16 protein-coding genes and 1 pseudogene are annotated in these 17,920 nt (G+C 58.7%); 8 read left to right on the forward strand and 9 right to left on the reverse strand.

Going from position 1 to position 17,920, the window contains the following annotated elements; all coding sequences use genetic code 11:
• The 3 genes and pseudogenes from HDC32_RS29055 to HDC32_RS29065 all read right to left on the reverse strand — a co-directional run.
• Positions 1–1,194, reverse strand: a pseudogene (locus HDC32_RS29055) (type IV secretion protein Rhs); the annotation flags it as partial.
• 198 nt (positions 1,195–1,392) lie between these two features.
• Positions 1,393–2,874, reverse strand: a complete 1,482-nt coding sequence (locus tag HDC32_RS29060) for a methyl-accepting chemotaxis protein (protein ID WP_184746391.1) — start codon at positions 2,872–2,874, stop codon at positions 1,393–1,395.
• A gap of 96 nt (positions 2,875–2,970) precedes the next feature.
• Positions 2,971–3,777, reverse strand: a complete 807-nt coding sequence (locus HDC32_RS29065; protein ID WP_145338093.1) for a TatD family hydrolase — start codon at positions 3,775–3,777, stop codon at positions 2,971–2,973.
• Between the two features lie 236 nt (positions 3,778–4,013).
• Between HDC32_RS29065 and HDC32_RS29070 the strand changes: the two genes are divergently transcribed.
• From HDC32_RS29070 to HDC32_RS29080, 3 genes are all read left to right on the forward strand, one after another.
• Entirely contained in the window at positions 4,014–5,435 is a 1,422-nt protein-coding gene (locus tag HDC32_RS29070) for a transglycosylase SLT domain-containing protein (RefSeq protein WP_167656218.1), read from the forward strand.
• Between the two features lie 103 nt (positions 5,436–5,538).
• Positions 5,539–5,973: a DoxX family protein gene (locus tag HDC32_RS29075; RefSeq protein WP_131699539.1), complete on the forward strand. Its 435-nt coding sequence runs from the start codon at positions 5,539–5,541 to the stop codon at positions 5,971–5,973.
• A gap of 261 nt (positions 5,974–6,234) precedes the next feature.
• A complete protein-coding gene (locus tag HDC32_RS29080; RefSeq protein WP_090407344.1) occupies positions 6,235–6,543 on the forward strand; it encodes a hypothetical protein in 309 nt (102 codons plus the stop codon).
• A gap of 4 nt (positions 6,544–6,547) precedes the next feature.
• Here HDC32_RS29080 and HDC32_RS29085 read toward each other — a convergent pair whose 3' ends face one another.
• From HDC32_RS29085 to HDC32_RS29095, 3 genes are read right to left on the reverse strand one after another with little or no spacing between them, the layout of a single operon-like run.
• Complete coding sequence (locus tag HDC32_RS29085; protein ID WP_167656217.1) at positions 6,548–8,293, reverse strand: Gldg family protein; 1,746 nt, start codon at positions 8,291–8,293, stop codon at positions 6,548–6,550.
• Between the two features lie 15 nt (positions 8,294–8,308).
• A complete protein-coding gene (locus tag HDC32_RS29090; protein WP_184746393.1) occupies positions 8,309–9,034 on the reverse strand; it encodes an ABC transporter permease in 726 nt (241 codons plus the stop codon).
• Entirely contained in the window at positions 9,031–9,957 is a 927-nt protein-coding gene (locus HDC32_RS29095; RefSeq protein ID WP_167656216.1) for an ABC transporter ATP-binding protein, read from the reverse strand. The genes HDC32_RS29090 and HDC32_RS29095 overlap by 4 nt, the downstream gene beginning before the upstream one ends.
• A gap of 212 nt (positions 9,958–10,169) precedes the next feature.
• Here HDC32_RS29095 and HDC32_RS29100 point away from each other — a divergent pair, with 212 nt between their 5' ends.
• A complete protein-coding gene (locus tag HDC32_RS29100; RefSeq protein ID WP_184746395.1) occupies positions 10,170–11,141 on the forward strand; it encodes a hypothetical protein in 972 nt (323 codons plus the stop codon).
• A gap of 113 nt (positions 11,142–11,254) precedes the next feature.
• Complete coding sequence (gene greB / locus HDC32_RS29105; protein WP_053130756.1) at positions 11,255–11,728, forward strand: transcription elongation factor GreB; 474 nt, start codon at positions 11,255–11,257, stop codon at positions 11,726–11,728.
• A 45-nt stretch (positions 11,729–11,773) separates the two neighbouring features.
• Here greB and HDC32_RS29110 read toward each other — a convergent pair whose 3' ends face one another.
• On the reverse strand, positions 11,774–14,284 hold the full coding sequence (locus tag HDC32_RS29110; protein ID WP_131699534.1) for an ABC transporter permease: 2,511 nt from the start codon (positions 14,282–14,284) through the stop codon (positions 11,774–11,776).
• Complete coding sequence (locus HDC32_RS29115; RefSeq protein ID WP_016972350.1) at positions 14,284–14,967, reverse strand: ABC transporter ATP-binding protein; 684 nt, start codon at positions 14,965–14,967, stop codon at positions 14,284–14,286. The genes HDC32_RS29110 and HDC32_RS29115 overlap by 1 nt, the downstream gene beginning before the upstream one ends.
• A gap of 10 nt (positions 14,968–14,977) precedes the next feature.
• Between HDC32_RS29115 and HDC32_RS29120 the strand changes: the two genes are divergently transcribed.
• The 3 genes from HDC32_RS29120 to HDC32_RS29130 all read left to right on the forward strand — a co-directional run bounded on the left by HDC32_RS29120 (position 14,978) and on the right by HDC32_RS29130 (position 16,976).
• Entirely contained in the window at positions 14,978–15,583 is a 606-nt protein-coding gene (locus HDC32_RS29120; protein WP_131699533.1) for an arylesterase, read from the forward strand.
• A gap of 58 nt (positions 15,584–15,641) precedes the next feature.
• Positions 15,642–15,935, forward strand: a complete 294-nt coding sequence (locus HDC32_RS29125) for a hypothetical protein (protein ID WP_003172705.1) — start codon at positions 15,642–15,644, stop codon at positions 15,933–15,935.
• 72 nt (positions 15,936–16,007) lie between these two features.
• A complete protein-coding gene (locus HDC32_RS29130; protein WP_027606975.1) occupies positions 16,008–16,976 on the forward strand; it encodes a L,D-transpeptidase family protein in 969 nt (322 codons plus the stop codon).
• Between the two features lie 135 nt (positions 16,977–17,111).
• Here the strand turns inward: HDC32_RS29130 and oprI are convergent, their stop codons facing one another.
• Entirely contained in the window at positions 17,112–17,363 is a 252-nt protein-coding gene (gene oprI / locus HDC32_RS29135; RefSeq protein WP_003172710.1) for an outer membrane lipoprotei OprI, read from the reverse strand.
• Positions 17,364–17,920: the final 557 nt, after the last annotated feature.

Here is a 17,920-nt window from a genome sequence, read left to right on the forward strand (position 1 = left end):
CTCCTGCCTGACCAACACGGTCTTCTGTGTCTTGTTACGAACCGCCGGCACCGGGTTGGAAACCAACTGATCCCCTGCCTTCAACGGCGCAACCGGTACAGTCTTGATCGCTGTCGCCGGGCCACCGAGCAGCAAAGGCTTCACCGCCTCGGCATGCGCGTCCAGCTTCGGCCCCACCAACTGATCAGCCAGCCTCTCCAGCCACTGGCGCGCTCGCCCGGATTTGATATGCCCCAGCACCTGAGCGCCCAGGCGAATCTGCACGCCCATGCCACGGCTCGCCCAGATCAGAAATAGATTGATCAACACCTCGCTGGTGATCTCGCCCAGCACTTCATACATCTCGGGCGGAGGTAGCAGGCGTATCCAACTGACCATCGCCGACACGTAGATAAACAGCAGCGGCTCATCGCTGAGCACAAGCAAACCGTTGGCAATGGTGTCTTTGCCGAGCTTCAACAGTTCATCGAGTTCGGCCTGGGAGATGTAGGCCAACAGCTTTTCGCTGTTGGCCTTGAGGTCCGCCAGCAAGTCATACAGCTGCGTAACGTTGTCCCACAGGTTGTAGAGCGCCTTGGCCATCCCGCTTGAAAACGCCAAACCTTGCATCGCGCTACGTTCGAGCGGCGTGGCGTTGGCGAAGTCGTCCCATTCGGGCTGGAAGGTCTTGGTCCATTCGTCACGCAGGCGACCTTCCAACCCCGCGATCACCGACTGATAAGACGCATACAGCGCCTTGACGTGATCCGTGGAAACGTTGGGGTAGAAGGTGATTTGGTACGGCTGGTTGCGACCACACTCGGTGATTTCGAGGATGCCGCTGGGACCGATGGTTCGATGGAGTGGTGCGCCGAGCGGGCTGCCGTCCTGGGCAATGGCTTGCAGCATCACCGGCGTATTGCCGATCGGCACAAACCGAGTGCTTTCGAACATATGCACCAGAGTCAACGATCCCTGGGTATCGCACCTGGCGACCGTTTTACTTGGGGCGTTGGAAGAGACCGGCGCCACCAGCGCCACCTCTTCCCCAACGTTGAACACCTGCTCCACTTCCAGTGCCGAAACGCTCCAGAAGCTCCCGGCCCACTCATCAAAGGTATTCAGGCAAGCGCGAAAGTCACGAAAGACGCGCTCAACGTCCGGCGCCTTGGCATCCATGGGGGCCAGGACAAAACTGGCAATGACGGGGATCAAGGGGCAGCCCCGACAACCAGGGCATTAACGGATAGGTACATCGGCGGTCCCTCGCACTGAATGATCAGGCGAGAGACTTTGGCGAGGTTCGTCAGGTAAAGAAGTCGGCGCTATTCGCCAGGACGGCTAGGAGGGTTCGCCAAAACTTCGGGTAAACGGGGAGTCGATCGTAGGAGTCGGATTACAGGTGGAGAAGTCCTACAGCTTCAGTTGCCCAATCGCTTTGCTTAACTCCCCGGCTAACGTCGCCAGCTCATTGCTGGTGGTCGCCGAATCAACCGTCTGTTGCACGGTGTTCTCGGTCACATCACGAATGCTCACCACCGCGCGGTTCATCTCTTCGGCCACGTGGCTTTGCTGTTCGGCGGCGACGGCGATCTGGGTGTTGCTTTCACGCATCTGCGCCACTGCACCGGTGATTTCGGCCAGTGCTGCGCCGGCTTCCAGGGCTTGTTGTACGCAGTCGTCGGCCTTGAACGAGCTTTCCTGCATGAAGTCCACCGCGTCACGGGTACCGGCTTGCAGCGCTGAGACCATGCGGGTGATTTCGTCGGTGGAACTTTGCACGCGCTTGGCCAGGTTGCGCACTTCGTCGGCGACCACGGCAAACCCACGGCCCATTTCCCCGGCGCGGGCGGCTTCGATGGCAGCGTTGAGGGCGAGCAGGTTGGTCTGTTCTGCGATGCTGTGGATCACACTCACCACGCTGTTGATTTTCTGGCTGTCCTCGGCCAGTTTCTGGATCATTTCGGCAGTCTGTTGCACGCCGGAAGACAGGCCGGCGATTGAATGTTGTACGCGGGTGACCACTTCCTGACCGCTGCCGGCGAGGGTGTCGGCGGTCTGGGACAAGTCGCGGGTGGCGCCGGCATGTTGGGCGATATGGTAAACGGTGGCGGTCATTTCGTTGATGGCGGTGGCGGCCTGGTCGGTCTCGCTTTGCTGGCCAAGCATGCCGTGTTGTACCTCGTTCATGCTGCTGGCCAATCGAGCGGCACCATCGTCCAGTAGCTTGGCGGTGCGCGCCACGGTGCTGACCACACGCTGATAGCCCGCCTGCATGGCATTGAAGGCGCTGGCCATCTGGCCGACTTCATCCTTGCACGCCAATGGCACGCGGGCCGACAGATCGCCGGTTTTCTCCACGTGCAGCATCACGTCCTTGAGGGTGTTGAGTTGGCTGAGCAGGAAGCGGATCAGCAGTTGCGACGCGCAGAGCATTGCCAGCATCAGGATCAGCACCGCCACGGCATAGTTGGCGAAGCGTTCACTGAATACCTGGCTCAGGCTGGGTGCGTGGGCGAGCACGGCAATGTATTGCCCATCAGGGCGGGCGATCACTTCAGCGCCCATCAGTATGTTTTCGCCAAACAGCGGCATGTGGTTGAGTTCGACCCAACCCGTGGTGCTGCTCAGGGCTGACAGATCCTGATCGGCAAGCTGTGGGACTTGGCCGCGGGCAAACGTCAGCCACTGCGCGCTCTTGGGCAGGGCCTTGTCGGCCGGCCAGGTACCGAGCAATTGCGCCTGGGCCTGTGCCGAGGCCTGGGACGCATAGCTGCGCGATTGCTGCTCGAGGTGCACGGCGTACAGCACCAGGAGCAGGGTAGTGATAAAGGCGACCGCGTTGACGGCCCAGAATTTGTATTTCAGCGAGATATTGCTAAGCCAGGCACCCATGGAAGGTTTTCTCTGATAGCGGAAACAGCATTGGCAAGGTGCCACTATTGTGCCGCTACTCAGAAAAGCGGTTTTGACATGGGTCAATGCGCCGCATCAATCCACTGCAGGCAGCCCAAAAAACGCACGGGCGCAGGCGGTGCTGTGCAGAGCCAGATCCTCCACCGTTTCGTTGCGGTGCAGGGCGACCTCGCGCAGTACTTCCGGCAGGTAGGCGGGTTCGTTACGGCCGTTTTTCGGCTTTGGACGCAGGGTGCGCGGCAGCAGGTAGGGCGCATCGCTCTCCAGCATCAGACGACCGCGGGGAATTTCCCTGACCAACGGGTGCAGGTGCGTCCCACGACGTTCATCACAGATCCAGCCGGTAATGCCGATGTGCAAATCGAGATCGAGGTAGCTGAACAGTGCCTGTTGTTCGCCGGTGAAGCAATGCACCACGGCGGCGCTCAGATGGTCGCGGTAGTCCTTGAGGATCTCCAGCAAGCGTTGGTTGGCGTCGCGCTCGTGGAGAAACACCGGCAGTTTGAGCTCAACCGCCAGAGCCAAGTGCTCTTCCAGAACTTTTTCCTGTTGCGGACGGGGTGAGAAATCCCGGTTGAAATCCAGGCCGCATTCGCCCACCGCGCGTACGCGGCTATCGCTGAGTAAACCGCGCAGGCGCCTGGCGCTATCGCCGTTCCAATCGCTGGCGGAGTGGGGGTGGATGCCGGCAGTGCTGAACAGGCGTTGGCCGCTGTCATCGAGGTTGACGCACAGTTCCAAGGCCTGTTCGCTGCCGTCGACGCTGGTGCCGGTGAGCACCAATTGTTGGACCCCGGCGGCATAGGCGCGGTCGAGAACAGCCTGGTGCTTCTCGTCGAAACTGGGGTTGGTCAGGTTGACGCCGATATCAATGAGTTGCATGGTGCTATCTCCGCCTGCGGCCGGAAAGCATATCAGAGCTGTAGATTTATAAGAAAAACTAAGAACTACAACGAGTTATAGCTGTCTTTGAACGTCGAAAGTGACATCGTGGTTGGCTGAACGCCTCGCACTGTGCCACCGTTGCGCGTCTTGCCAGCGCTTAAAGCGCTCTGTTTCTGACCCCCAATACCTCGTTTTTCGCGAGGGTGTTGGCCAGTATTCTTTCCGGAGAGCGGATGATCCGACCCTCGGCGTTGCTTATGTTGTGCCTGACGCTGCTGCTGCCCATGGCGGCGGTCGCGCGTCTGGATGGGCCGCTGGAAGTGACCAAGCCCGGCAAAGTGCGCGACCTGGCGCAGATTCGCTCGAGTCGCACCCTGCGTGTATTGGTCAACCAGAGCCGTAACAGTTCCGGCGAGGTTCAGGGGCAGGCCATCGGTGTCGAATACCATCGCCTGCGTGCCTTCGAGCAATACCTCAATGGCCACGCCCGTGATGGCCAGGAAATCAACCTCAAGATCATTCCCAAGGCCAAGGATCAACTGCTCGGCGCACTGGCCCGTGGCGAAGGTGACCTGGTGGCCCCCGGTGAATTGCTGGATGTGAAGGCCGCGCACAAGATCAGCACCAGCGATCCGATCGCCAGCGGTGTGCCGTTATGGCTGGTGGGGGTGAAGGGTGAGCGGCGGTTTACCAAGCTGGAGCAGCTGTCCGGGCGTACCCTGGCGCTGACCACCGGCAGTGCGGCGGCGGATGCCATCAGCCAGGTCAACCAGAAGCTGGCCTTGCACAAACAGCCGCCGGTAAAAGTGGAATGGGTGGACCCGACCCTGGCGGTGGAGGATGTGCTGGAGATGGTCCAGGCGGGTATTTTTCACCTGACTATCGTCGAGAAGCCGATTGCCGAACGCTGGTCGAAGATCCTTCCCAAGTTGCGCTTCGACAAGCAGGTGGCAATCAGTGGACCGGGCGACGAGTACTGGTTTGTGCGCCAGGATGCCTCGATGCTGCGTGCCAGTATTGACCGATTTCTCAAGACCTATCGCACGCCGTCCGACCAGGACGTGGCATTCCAGCGCATCTATCGGCGCCTCTACCAGGTGCGCAACCCGCTGGCCCGCGTCGACCGCCAGCGCCTGGAAAAACTGCGCCCGGTATTGCAAAAGCACGCCCGTGAGCAAGGCATGGACTGGCTGAACCTCGCGGCGCTGGCGTTCAAGGAGTCGGCTTTCGACCCGGGTGCGCGCAACAGCGGCGGCCCTACCGGCCTGATGCAGATCACCCCTTCGGCGGCGCAGCGGGTGGGCGTCAACAATATCGAAAGTCTCGACAGTAATGTGCAGGCGGGCGCGCGTTACCTGGCGCTGATCCGCCGAAAGTTCTTTGCCAGCCCCAAGCTCAACGAGCGCGAGCGCATGGCCTTCGTATTGGCCGCGTATAACATGGGACCGGAGCGGGTGCAGGGCATGCGCACCGAGGCCAGGCGCCGGGGACTGAACCCCAATCAATGGTTCTTCCAGGTGGAACGCATCGCCATGGAGCAGGTGGGGATGGGGGGCGTCAGCTATGTTAATAGCGTCAACAAGTACTACTTGGCGTTTGATCGGGAGCGAGAGTCTCTGGAACCGCCGGCGCCGAAAATCGCCTCACGGAAATAATCGATTTTTTCGATGTTAATCAGGCAGTTTTTCCGCTTTTATCATTGTTTAAACTGATTAATATAGCGGCCAACCAACCCCTATTTCGAAAAGGATTCACCCCATGAGCCCAATGATCAAAAGCGTACTGTCCACTCGTGCCGGCTACGGCCTGACCATCCTGCGCATCGTAGTCGGCATCATCTTCGCCGCCCATGGTTCGCAAAAACTCTTCGGTTGGTTTGGCGGCTATGGCCTGGCGGGCACCGCCCAGTGGATGGAAAGCATTGGCCTGGCACCGGGAACCCTGATGGCGCTGCTGTCGGGCGGAACCGAGTTCTTTGCCGGCCTGGCGCTGATTATCGGTTTGCTGGTACGCCCGGCGGCATTGGGCCTGACCATTTTGTCGCTGGTAGCGATCTTCTCGGTGCATATCCATAACGGCTTGTTCATGGCCAACAACGGTTATGAGTTCGCACTTGCCCTGTTGGGCGGCGCCCTGGCGGTGCTGCTGGAAGGTGCTGGCAAACTGTCTGCCGACCGCGCCATCGCCAACTGACACCTGCGCAAAACTCTGAAAAGGCCCACCACCGTGTGGGCCTTTTCGTTGCTCGGGATTCTTGACACCGCCCCACCGGCTTCTCTAGGATGCTGCCCATGCGCCGATTTAAACAGCTAATTGCGGGGCGCCACTGGGTCTCGATAGAACCCGACAGAAGCCTGTTTTCCCCTGAGGAGGCAACTTCGAAATACCGCTAAAGCGCTGGTTCGGTGTTGCCTCTCACCTGCCCGCAGACTTTTGAGGCAGAGACACGACACGATGAATGCACTACGCCCCCTGATACGCCTGGCCCCGATCACCGCGGACCTCACCCAACGCAATCCAAAAATCCTCTTGGGCGGCAAGCATCAGCCTACGCTCTTACGTTATCTGGACGGGTGGCCACGTCGCAGCGGGCGGCCATCGGCATTCTTGATTCAGTTTGTGGAAGATGGCGATTCTCTTGCTCGTTTTGCGAATAACAGCTTTGATCTAGCGGTTATCCAGGCCCCCAGCGCGAGCAACGCACAGGAAGTCATCCGACAATTGACCCGCATTGCCCGGCAGGGGCTGATTGCCAGGCGTTGAACGGTCAGTAGAGCGCGACTCCTGCTTGTAATCGACGCCGTCGATTGCAGAGAAAAACCACCCAGGCGACCAGGCATAGCATCAGTGGTATCGCCAAGGTCACGACCATTTTTATGACGAACTCCAGGCGATGTACCTGCGCGTATGCCTCGGCCCTCAAGGCATGTAATTCCATTGGTAAGCGCAGGCGTTCCTTGTTGAGTGCAACCAATTGGGTGGTGGTGTCTACGGTCTGGGAGCCGAGTGGGACCTCCGTTGGGCGCAGCATTTGCCATTCATGTTCTGTTCGTAGCAGGCGCTGTTCCAACTCAGTCGCCTTCTGCGCGTAGGCGTGCACGGCGCTGTCGCGCATCTGGTCCAGCCTGTTCGGCGATCTTTGCGCCAGCGCGCGCGGGCGAATATTGGTCAGTACATCGCCAGCGGACAAGTTATCCAGTGTATTCAAGATAAACAGTGCGTTGCTGTCGGGCGCTGAGTTGTTGATTTGATCCGTGAGCAAATCAGTGTCGGCGACTACCACCACATGGATCTGCGCCGCTTTTTGCACACCTGCCGGCTGTCCTTCAATGCCATCGGGAAATGCTGAATAGGCCGGCCCCTCTATACGGGCTGCAATCACGTGGCGTTGCGCTTGGCTGGACGCCTCATCGGCCGTTGAATCGAACTCGGTTGCTGAGGCGAGCCGGTTGGTTTCCCGCAACTCGGATTGCCCGGAGCTGTGCAGAAGAGGGGTCAGGGTCGTGCGAGCTTTCTGGCGGCGAAAGAGCGCGCCGCTGCTCGATACCGTCACGGTATTCAATTTCCAGGTGCTCGGATCGTCTGTGTTCATCGCCTGTCGGGGCAGGGTCAACCGGCCCGGATGCTGCACTGTGAGCTTCCCGTTCACAGGGGGCTGCGACGCTGCGTAGCGGAGGTCGAGCAGAAATTTGTCCGCTGGCATTTGTATCCCCCAAGCGGCAAGCAAATCAGCCAGTCGGGTGTTGGCGGATGTGATGGTCGAGCTTTGCTCGCTCAGGGGATCGATAAATGCCATTAATTTACCGCCCTTCAATACAAATTGTTCAATCTGATACAACGCTTGTTCAGGCAGCGCCTGTGGATGCACGACCATGAGCGTCTTGACCTGTTCCGGCACGCGCTCGGTGGTCGCTCCCAGATTGACCAGATTAAAATGTCGCTGCAGTTCCTTCAGCAATCGGCCAGAGGATTCTCCCACCGCCAACCCTGACAGCAGCCCAATAACGGGGCGCTCCGGATGCTGCAACTTGTAGATCAAATGACTGATTTCATATTCGAGCAATGACTCCCGGTCCAAGCTGAACGATTCGACGCGTTGCGCCCCGTGGCCGGCTCGTGTGCCGATCAGGCCCAGGAACCCCGCATTGTCGTCGAGACCGAACAGCCTGGCTTTGTAGGCATCTTCTGAAAACGGTACGGGATCAATAAGGTGCAGGTTGATCATGCCCTTCGCTGCGTTTTCGTACTCGATCAACCGGTCTTCGATGCGCTTGCCATAGCGTTTCAAGGCGTAGCTTCGTTTAGGGTCGTCATGGGTATTGAAATAATACAAATCCAGAGGGTTTTCCAATGACGCGAGTAACTGTCGTACTTGAGGAGATAGGGTATGGGTTTTTCCTTGTGAGAAGTCCCATCGGATATTCGGCAGCTTTCCTACCCAGACTAAGTTAAACGCCAGGAATAGTAACAGGATGACAGTGAGTGTCATGCCGGTGCGCAGAGTAGGTCGCATGGAGGGCTTTCCTTCTCAGCTGTGTTTATAGTTGAGCGTTACGGTCGTCGCTGCGAGAAACGCTAAGATCATGCTGATGAAGTAAAGCGTGTCACGAAGTGTGAACTTTCCATTGTCGATAGCGCTGTATCTCGAAAAAGGGCTGAGGGAGACCAAGCTGTCCACCGCCCAGATTGGGGCTTGATGTTCAAGTGCATCGAGTAAATAAGAGAGCGCACTGACGATAAGCATCAAGCCCACTGTCAGTAGGAAAAGGGCAGTGCGCTGACGCACCAGTGTGAAGATAAAACAACCGACCGCTAGATAACTGCCAGCCAGCAGCCAGCTTGATATAAATTGCGAAGCAATAACAGTGTTGTCCGCCACGCCCAGGTAGTTGGCGATGATCACGAGAGGGAAGGTCAACATGAGGGCTGTGCCCGCCACGACCCAGGCTGCTAAGAATTTGCCAATAACCCATTCAAACGTGGTGATGGGTAGTGTTTTCATCAGGTCGAGAAAACCGGCATTGGACTCGTCCGACCAGAGTTGTGCCGCCAGTACAGGAATCAATAACAAATAGAGCCAGGGGTGTAGCTGGAAGAAAACCTGCAAGTGACTGCTGTCCTGTTCTGGCCAGGAGCTCATGTGCAACCCCAATGCCACGGACAGTACTGAAAAAATGGCAATGCTCAGATAAGTGCCGGGTGTACCGGCATAGTGGGCGAGCTGACGCTTGAAAATGACGGGCAGCAGTTTCAAAGGGGGGCCTCTCGGCTCAGAGCGTGAACTACGTCGCTGAGGCGACCAGGCTCCAGGCTCAGTGAGTTGATTTTCCAGCGACGATTGGCAATGAGCGTATTGATATGGGGGTAGATGGTGTGCCCCGGCATGGGCAGGACGGTCACGGTGCCGGGTGCATGCCGATGTTCTTCGATGCCCGCGACCCCTGGCAGTACGGCGAGAGCCAGCAGGTCCAAGGGGGCATCTGCGGTGAGGGTAACCGCCTGGAAATGGCGAGAGTCGCGTTGCAAATCCGGCATAGGGGCATCGGCCACCAGACGATCGCCTGCGATAACCAGTGCGCGCGTACAGAGTTCGGACAATTCATCGCAGTGTCGGGACGCGATGATCACTGTCATTTCTTGCATCAATGACTGGATGAGGCTCCTGAATGTGTGTTTCTGATCAGGTGCCAGCCCCTCGGTCGGTTCATCCAGTAATAGCAAGGCCGGGGTGTGCAGGATGGCCTGGGCAATGGCGACTTTGCGCCTTAAACCCATGGAGAGAGCCTCGAGGGGCGCATTGAGCACCGGCAACAACTCCAATCGTGTCGCGGCATATTCCACCTGCGCGCGTTTTTCGGTGCCGCGCAGTCCGCGAATGGCTGCGATGTAGTCAAGGAACTCTTTAACCGACATCGTAGGATGACTGACGCACCTATGAAGTTGGTAGCCGATGAGTTTTTTTGCTTTAAATGGATGGGTTTTAGTATTGAAACCGTGGATGTTTATATACCCGCTGGAAGGAGTAGTCGAGCCCGATATTACATCGAGAAGCGCCGTTTTAACTGTAGGATTTTCTCCGAATAACCCCAGGCATTCCTGTTTGTTTGCGCTGAATGAAAAATCGCTGATTATTTTTTTATTGTTAAAATATTTTGTCAGGTTGATTATTTCGATCATTTAGCGTGGTGTGGTCGTAGAAGGGGAGAGTTTGAAAAGGGTACGGGCAATAGCTGTTTTTGGGAACGCCGCTCAGCATTAATCGGAAAAATCCTACGTGCGCGCCAGGCAGGTCGCTGAAACAATTGTTTTGTGTTTTTAACCTTTAATTATTGAGTGAATGTCTGAAGGTTATAGAGACTTTTCGAATTTTGTAATGAGGCCCGATTACCATGATGCTTCTACGTACCCTTGTTCTTGAACGCGACGGTCAGGATGCTCCGGTCAACGGTGCATTGCTCTGTGGGTTTGCTGTAGGTCAGATTGCCTCCAACTTCCTTGTTTATAGCTTGGATGAAGAGGTTGAGCCGGCGAGTTCCAGGGTTTATGTCGCAGCCTTGCGCAAAAAGCTTGATCGGTATTTTCTGAGCGGTGTTGAGTCCAAGGAAGACCTGCATGTGGCCATGCATGTCTTCAAGCAAATTCTCACATCGGTGGCGGCAGGCACCAAGGCGGGTGTCACCGAAACTCAGGTTCCTTATCATTTTATCGATTTGAAAGGCTGCAAGCTGCCGCCTGCGAGGCCCGAAGAACATCACTCGGTGATCATAAAGAAGGCATTGGTGATGAAAGTGATCACCCTGGGAATGTCTGCGCCGGTGATGCCGGCAATCGAAAGTGCTTCATTGATTGTGCCTTCCATTCGTTTCTCGTCGAAAATGAGTTCACCTGTCAGGGGGGCGAATCCACCCGAGCCTGTACATGAACCTGTTGTAGAAGAACCTCGACAGATGTCAGTCGACGCGCCTGCGGCCATTGTTCCGGATACACCTGTTGTCCTGAATGAGCCAAGCCCCCCGGCTCAGCCGCAGCTTCCGGCACCCGCGGACGACGGCACCTTGTCCGAAGTGGGCAGTACACTGACCAACCTCGCTCGTGTCGCTCAGGAGTTGACCCAACAGAAACTCGCTGCGGATGAAAGGGCAACGGCGCTTGATCAATGGCAGGCCCGATTGCAGCAGGAGCAAACCCATTTGGATGAAAGGACCCGGGATTTGGAGCAACGCACCGCTCAACTGCATGACCAGTCTTTGGCGGTCAGTCAGCGAACCGAGGCCCTGAAGGTGATGACCTCGCAAGTATCGGACTTGCGCCAGAGCCTGCGAGGTGTGCTGCTTGAACTGGATCAGGCCTTGGATGGTTAGACCGGCCTGGCTACTTTCTCGGGTTCATTTATCATCAATGCCAGCGAACCGACGCCGGGGTGTGATTTCCTGGCCTATCGACACCTATGGACATTGCCTGGGGATGCATGCGTTTGAGTACCAAGCTGATTACCAAAGAAGGTCATGAAGCGCTGAAGAAAGAGCTGGATTACCTGTGGCGCGAAAAGCGTCCGGATACCACACGCAAGGTGACGTGGGCTGCCTCCCTGGGGGATCGCAGCGAGAATGCCGACTATCAGTACAACAAAAAGCTGCTGCGTGAAATCGACCGGCGGGTGCGTTATTTGCGCAAGCGCCTGGAAGACATGCGCGTGGTGGAGTACATGCCCGAGCAGGAGGGGAAGGTGTTTTTCGGCGCATGGGTCGATATTGAAAACGAGCAAGGCGAGACCAAGCGTTTTCGTATCGTTGGTTATGACGAGATTTATGATCGGATGGACTATATCTCCATCGATTCACCGATGGCCCGTGCGCTGCTGCGCAAGGAAGTCGACGATGAGGCCATTGTGCAGACCCCGGGAGGCGAGGTGTGCTGGTGGATCACCGCTATTGAGTACGTGAAGTAAGCGACGTTGACCCGCACCCCGCAAGGGAGGCGGGCCGTTGACCGCTCAACCCTCGCGCAATACCGTCAGCGGGCTTGCATTCAGCGCACGGCGTGTGCCGAACACCCCGGCACCGCCGATCAATACGGCGCCGACCACAGGCAGCAGCAATAGCCAGGGGTGCGGGTGCCAGGCCAGGTCGAAGGCATAGCGGTACAGCACCCACGTCACCAACTCGGTGCCCAGCGCTGCCAGCAAGCCACTGACTGCGCCCAGCAAGCCGAACTCGATACGCCGCGCCTTGACCAGCAGCTTGCGCTCTGCGCCCAGTGCTCGCAGCAGTGCGCCTTGGCGAATGCGCTCATCCAATGTGGCCTGCAGGCCGGAGAACAGTACTGCCATCCCTGCGGCAAGTACAAACAACAACACGTATTCCACTGCCAGGGTCACTTGGGCGAGGATGCTGCGCAGCTGCTCCAGCAGCGCCTCGACCTGCAGGATGGTCACCGCCGGAAAGGCGCGGGACAGATCAACGATCTGCTGATCATGCCCTGGCGCGAGGTAGAAGCTGGTCAGGTAGGTGGCCGGCAGGTCCGTCAAGGTACCCGGTTGGAAAATCATGAAGAAGTTCGGCTGGAAGTTATCCCAGTTGATGGTTCGCAGGCTGGCAACCCGTGCCTCACGGTTTTCCCCGGCGATGGTGAACACCAGGTGATCGTTCAACTTGAGCTTGAGGCTTTGCGCGACCTTGGCTTCTACCGAGACTCCAGGAATTCCATCGGTGGGTTGTTGCGACCACCATGAGCCTTCGGTCAGGGTATTGCCCGGCGGCAGGTCGGCGGCCCAGGTCAGGCTCAAGTCGCGTTGTACCGCGCGGTCACCACTGGAGTCCTTGCTGACTATTTCCTGTACAGGCTCGCCATTGATACTGATCAATCGCCCTGGCACCACCGGGTACAGCGGCGCTGATTGCGCCTGCACTTCCAGCAGGCGGGCGCCAAAGGCGTCCTTATCGGCCGGTAGGATATTCAGGGCGAAATAGTTAGGTGCGTCCTTGGGCAACTGGTTTTGCCAGGTGTCCAGCAGTTCGCCGCGCAGCAGGGCGATCAAGCCCATGGACAACAGGATCAGGCCGAACGCCAGGGACTGGCCCGCCGCCGCCAGCGGGTGGCGCAGCAATTGGCCCAGGCCCAGGCGCCACGGCAGGGACGCTCGGGCCAACAGGCGTCGCAGGCTCTGCAACAGCAGCAAAAGCAAGCCACCCAGAACCAGCGCGGCGACCACGCCGCCGCCCAGCAGGGCGAAGGTCAGCACCAGGTCGAGGCTAAGGCGCCACATGATCAGGCCCAGGGCGAACAGCGCAGCGCCGTAGACCATCCAGGTGCTGGACGGGATAGGCAGCAGGTCGCGCCTCAACACGCGCAGAGGTGGTACGCGACCGAGTGCGGCCAGTGGTGGCAGGGCGAAACCCGCGAGAGCGACCAGCCCGGTGCCGATCCCGGCGACTGCCGGCAACAGCCCGCCTGGGGGAACATCCGCCGGCAGCAGGTCGTGCAGGAAATAGAACAGGCCAAACTGTGCCAGCCAACCGAGCAGGGCGCCGGCCAGGCTCGCCAGCAACCCCAGTACGCTCAATTGCAGGCTGAACAGCAACATGGCCTCGAGTCGCGACAACCCAAGGCAACGTAGCAACGCACTGGCGTCGAAACGGCGGGTGGCAAAACGGTTGGCCGACAGGGCCACGGCCACACCGGCCAACAGCACAGCCACCAGGCTGGCCATGTTCAGGTAGCGCTCGGCTTTGCCAAGGGCGCCACCGATCTGCTGGTTGCCGTCCCGTGAGTCCTGAAGACGCTGGTTGGCGGCGAGCCCCGGCTTGATCAGGTCACGATAGGTTTGCAGCGCAGTGCTGGCCTGTGGTCCACGCCACAACTCGCGGTAGCTGACGCGACTGCCTGGCTGGACTACGCCGGTGGCGTCCAGGTCCGCCAGGTTGATCATCACCCTGGGCGTCAGGCTATAGAAGTTGCCGGCGCGATCCGGTTCGTAGGTCAGTACGCGTGCCAGGCGCAAGGTCTTCATACCCACATCGATACTGTCGCCGACTTTCAGGTCCAGCGCCGTCAACAGCCGCGCCTCTACCCAGGCTTCACCCGGTTTCGGTCCGCCGCCTGGGGTTTCATCGCCAAAAGGCGCAGCGGCACTCTTCAACTCGCCCCGCAGCGGGTACTGCTCGTTCACGGCCTTGATGCTGGAAAGCTGAATGCCGTTGTCGGTGGCGATGACGCTGGAGAACTCAACCACACGGGCGTGATCCAGGCCCAGTTCGGTCCCGGATCTGATTTGTTCGGGGCGGGCCGGTGAGCTGCCTTCGAGTACCAGGTCGGCGCCGAGGAACTCGGTGGCGCGTAACAGCATCGCGCCGTTGAGGCGGGCGCCGAAATAACCGATAGCGGTACTGGCGGCCACGGCCACCAACAGGGCGAAGAACAACACACGCAATTCGCCGGCGCGGGCATCGCGCAGTAATTGGCGCAGGGCAAGGCTGAACAGGCGCAATAGCGGCAAACGTGCCATCAAGGCTCCAGGGGGGCGACCATCAGGCCGGCTTCAAGGCGGATCAGGCGTCGGCAACGATGAGCCAGGCGCTCGTCATGGGTAACCAGCACCAGGGTCGTGCCGCTTTCTTTATTGAGCTCGAACAGCAGGTCGCTGATGCGCTCGCCGGTGTGACTGTCGAGGTTGCCGGTGGGCTCATCGGCAAACAGCACGTCCGGTTCGGCGGCGAAGGCGCGGGCAATCGCCACCCGTTGCTGTTCGCCCCCGGAAAGCTGGCGTGGTGAGTGGGTCAGGCGTTGGCCGAGGCCCACGCGCTCCAGTAGGTGTTTGGCGCGTTCGCGGGCGTCTTTGCGGCCATCCAGCTCCAGCGGCAGCATGACGTTCTCCAGCGCATTGAGGCTGTCGAGCAGTTGGAACGACTGGAACACAAAGCCCACGTGTTCGGCGCGGATGCGCGCCCGTTGGTCTTCGTCGAGGGTGCTGAGCGCCTGGCCGGCGAGGGTGACTTCACCGCTGCTGGGCAGATCGAGGCCGGCCAGCAGGCCGAGGAGGGTGGATTTACCGGAACCGGAGCTGCCGACGATAGCCAGGCTATCGCCCTTGTTCAGTTCCAGGCTCAGTTCGTGCAGGATAGTCAGTTCACCTTCCGCGCTGGGAACCACTTTGCTGAGGTTCCGCGCGGTGAGAATGCTTGCGCCCATGGAGAATCCGATGCGAATGTGGTTTTTGAGTGCTGGCCTGGCCTTGATGTGCATGGCCCAGAACGCAGCGGCGGGTACAGTCCTGATCGTTGGCGATAGTATCAGTGCCGGTTTCGGCCTGGATACCCGCAAAGGGTGGGTGGCACTGCTGGAGCAACGGCTCAAGAAGGAGGGTTTCGACGATAAGGTGGTCAACGCCTCCATCAGCGGCGACACCAGTGCCGGAGGCCTGGCGCGGCTGCCGGCGGCGCTTGCAGAGCATAAGCCGGACGTGGTGGTGATCGAGTTGGGGGGCAACGATGGCTTGCGCGGGCAGCCGCCTGCGCAATTGAAACAAAATCTTGCGTCGATGATCGACCAGTCCAAGGCCGGCGGTGCCAAAGTCTTGTTGCTGGGTATGCAGTTGCCACCCAATTATGGCCCGCGATATACCACGGCGTTTGCCGAAGTCTATGGCGTGCTGGCCAAGGAAAAAAACGTCCCGCTGGTACCGTTTTTCCTTGAAGGCGTGGGGGGGAATCCGGAGCTGATGCAGGCGGATCAACTGCACCCGGCGGTCGGCGCCCAGGGTAAATTGCTGGAAAATGTCTGGCCGACGCTAAAACCGCTGCTATGACGCTTTTCTACCGGCAGGCTTTCGGCTAAGGTGGCGCCCCCCCGATCTGGAGCCCCCGATGTCGCGTCCTGCCTGGTCCCTGTTTAACTACCAACTGATCGAGCCGGACGAACAGCTGGATCTGTTCGCCTGCCAGGAAGTGCGGGTGCATCTGGTGACGCGTCAATTGGAACTGGGCGGCTCCATCGATCGGACCCTGTGCGGTACGTTATTGCCGGCGCAGCCGCGCTGGTCCCTGGTCGACCGTTCGATTTTTCAGGACCAGCGCCTGTGCCCTTTGTGCCGGGCGATCCTGGAGTCGCAGAAGCGTGGCACGCCGCCAATCTGGCCCGAGTTGCGTTTCGAGTTGTAGGGGGCAGCTAGAAGCCCGCTTCACGTATACAATCGATTTTTACCTCCCGTCGTTCTGCGAAGGATTTTCCGGATGTTGTCGCGCCTTTCCGTCGTCACCTGCTGCCTGTCTCTTGCTGCCTTGTGTGCGGCCGGTCCTGCCGCCGCCTTGCAGTTGCCCTTGCCTCCACCCGGTGAAGACATCGTCGGTCAGGTCCAGGTGATCAAGGCCAAGTACGAAGACACCTTTGCCGACCTGGGCACCACCTACGACCTGGGCTATTCGGAAATGGTCGCGGCCAATCCGGGCGTCGATGCCTGGTTGCCGGGGGCGGGGACCGAGATCGTCCTGCCGACGCGCTTCATTCTGCCGCCGGGCCCCCGTGAGGGCATTGTGATCAATCTGGCGGAATATCGGCTCTACTACTTCCCCAAGGGACAGGACGTGGTCTACACCTTCCCGCTTGGGATTGGTCGTGAAGGCTGGGGCTCGCCCATTGCTCACACCAGCATCATCGCTAAGACGCCGAACCCGACCTGGACGCCGCCGGCCTCGATCAAGGCCGAGCACGCCGCCAACGGCGACCCGTTGCCCAATGTGGTGCCGGCCGGCCCGGACAACCCTCTGGGGCCGTTCAAGTTCACCCTGGGGACGCCGGGTTACCTGATCCACGGTTCCAACATGAAGTTCGGCATCGGCACCCGTACCAGCCACGGCTGCTTCCGCATGTTCAACAACAACGTGCTGGAAATGGCCGGTATGGTCCCGGTGGGGACGTCGGTGCGCATCATCAACGATGCCTACAAGTTCGGCAGCAGCGGCGGCAAGGTCTACCTCGAAGCGCATACGCCCTTGAACGACGACGGCACGCCGTCGGTGGTCGACAAGCACACGGCAGTGATCAACGCCTTGCTCAAGCGTGAAGACCTGGCCAATAACCTGCGGGTGAACTGGGACCAGGTGCGTGATGTGGTCGCGGCGGAAGATGGCCTGCCAACCGAGATCGGTGTGCCAGGTGCTGCACCGATTGCCTCCAGCGCGCCGATTGATTTGCAGCAGTAAGCCTGCTCCATCAACAGCCCGCTGCAGCATTGCGCTGCGGCGGGCTTTTTATTGTCTGTAATCGAGAGCCGAATCGCAGGCAATAAAAAAGCCGATCCAAGAATGGATCGGCTTGATAACAATCCCGAGGGATTATTACTTGCGGCTAGCTTTTTCAAGCATGCGCAGAGCGCGCTCGTTAGCTTCGTCAGCAGTCTGTTGTGCTTTTTGAGCAGCAGCCAGAGCTTCATCAGCTTTACGGTAGGCTTCGTCTGCACGGGCCTGGGAGCGAGCTGCTGCGTCTTCAGTTGCAGTCAGACGAGCTTCGGTTTCTTTGGAGACGCTGCTGCAACCGGTAGCCAGAACTGCGGCCAGAGCCAGAGCAGAGAATTTCAGAACGTTGTTCATCGTGTTCCCCTTCAAGGACTTTCTATTAAATGGCTACTCTCAGAGTGAGCTAATAGCCGGCGTACATACTACCCATTACTTGTAGTAAGTAAACTGACGTAGCGCAAGAAGCAAAAAAAATTCTTGTGCCGAATCTATTTTGGCTAATCTTTTGGACATTTGTATAAAAACCGTACAGTTTTTTGCAGTCTGACGGAGGTTGGACCCAGGCTGAGAGGGCCGGCCCGCATGTGTTAAGCCTTGTAAATAGATGAAATTTTATATATCGAGGCTGACACTTTCGTTTGGCTGGCCTTTACCACGCTCCGCATCTTTTGTGCATGTAGAGGTGACTTTAAGAGCGCCTGTTCGTCTCAAGGTTCAACTGCCGGCAATGTTCAGGCTTTCGGTCACCGGTTGATCGAGGCCCTTTCTATATCCACCAGCGGCAGGGATGACGGGTACGCCTTGAGCAATTACAGGATTGGTGCCTACTATTCCCTACGTGCTGGTTGTGAGCGCTCAAGGTTTTCTCGTTGTCGAAACCGGCACGGGGTGGCGTAGATGTTCCTTCGCCG

Origin of the sequence: Pseudomonas sp. JAI120 (assembly GCF_014207255.1) — a bacterium.
Taxonomy (GTDB): Bacteria; Pseudomonadota; Gammaproteobacteria; order Pseudomonadales; family Pseudomonadaceae; genus Aquipseudomonas.

What these genes read in the sequence shown, in the direction of transcription:
- HDC32_RS29060 (WP_184746391.1), bottom strand. Translation starts at nt 2,874, where the DNA reads ATGGGTGCCTGGCTTAGCAATATCTCGCTGAAATACAAATTCTGGGCC.
- HDC32_RS29065 (WP_145338093.1), bottom strand. Translation starts at nt 3,777, where the DNA reads ATGCAACTCATTGATATCGGCGTCAACCTGACCAACCCCAGTTTCGAC.
- HDC32_RS29070 (WP_167656218.1), top strand. Translation starts at nt 4,014, where the DNA reads ATGATCCGACCCTCGGCGTTGCTTATGTTGTGCCTGACGCTGCTGCTG.
- HDC32_RS29075 (WP_131699539.1), top strand. Translation starts at nt 5,539, where the DNA reads ATGAGCCCAATGATCAAAAGCGTACTGTCCACTCGTGCCGGCTACGGC.
- HDC32_RS29080 (WP_090407344.1), top strand. Translation starts at nt 6,235, where the DNA reads ATGAATGCACTACGCCCCCTGATACGCCTGGCCCCGATCACCGCGGAC.
- HDC32_RS29085 (WP_167656217.1), bottom strand. Translation starts at nt 8,293, where the DNA reads ATGCGACCTACTCTGCGCACCGGCATGACACTCACTGTCATCCTGTTA.
- HDC32_RS29095 (WP_167656216.1), bottom strand. Translation starts at nt 9,957, where the DNA reads ATGATCGAAATAATCAACCTGACAAAATATTTTAACAATAAAAAAATA.
- HDC32_RS29100 (WP_184746395.1), top strand. Translation starts at nt 10,170, where the DNA reads ATGATGCTTCTACGTACCCTTGTTCTTGAACGCGACGGTCAGGATGCT.
- HDC32_RS29110 (WP_131699534.1), bottom strand. Translation starts at nt 14,284, where the DNA reads ATGGCACGTTTGCCGCTATTGCGCCTGTTCAGCCTTGCCCTGCGCCAA.
- HDC32_RS29115 (WP_016972350.1), bottom strand. Translation starts at nt 14,967, where the DNA reads ATGGGCGCAAGCATTCTCACCGCGCGGAACCTCAGCAAAGTGGTTCCC.
- HDC32_RS29120 (WP_131699533.1), top strand. Translation starts at nt 14,978, where the DNA reads ATGCGAATGTGGTTTTTGAGTGCTGGCCTGGCCTTGATGTGCATGGCC.
- HDC32_RS29125 (WP_003172705.1), top strand. Translation starts at nt 15,642, where the DNA reads ATGTCGCGTCCTGCCTGGTCCCTGTTTAACTACCAACTGATCGAGCCG.
- HDC32_RS29130 (WP_027606975.1), top strand. Translation starts at nt 16,008, where the DNA reads ATGTTGTCGCGCCTTTCCGTCGTCACCTGCTGCCTGTCTCTTGCTGCC.
- oprI (WP_003172710.1), bottom strand. Translation starts at nt 17,363, where the DNA reads ATGAACAACGTTCTGAAATTCTCTGCTCTGGCTCTGGCCGCAGTTCTG.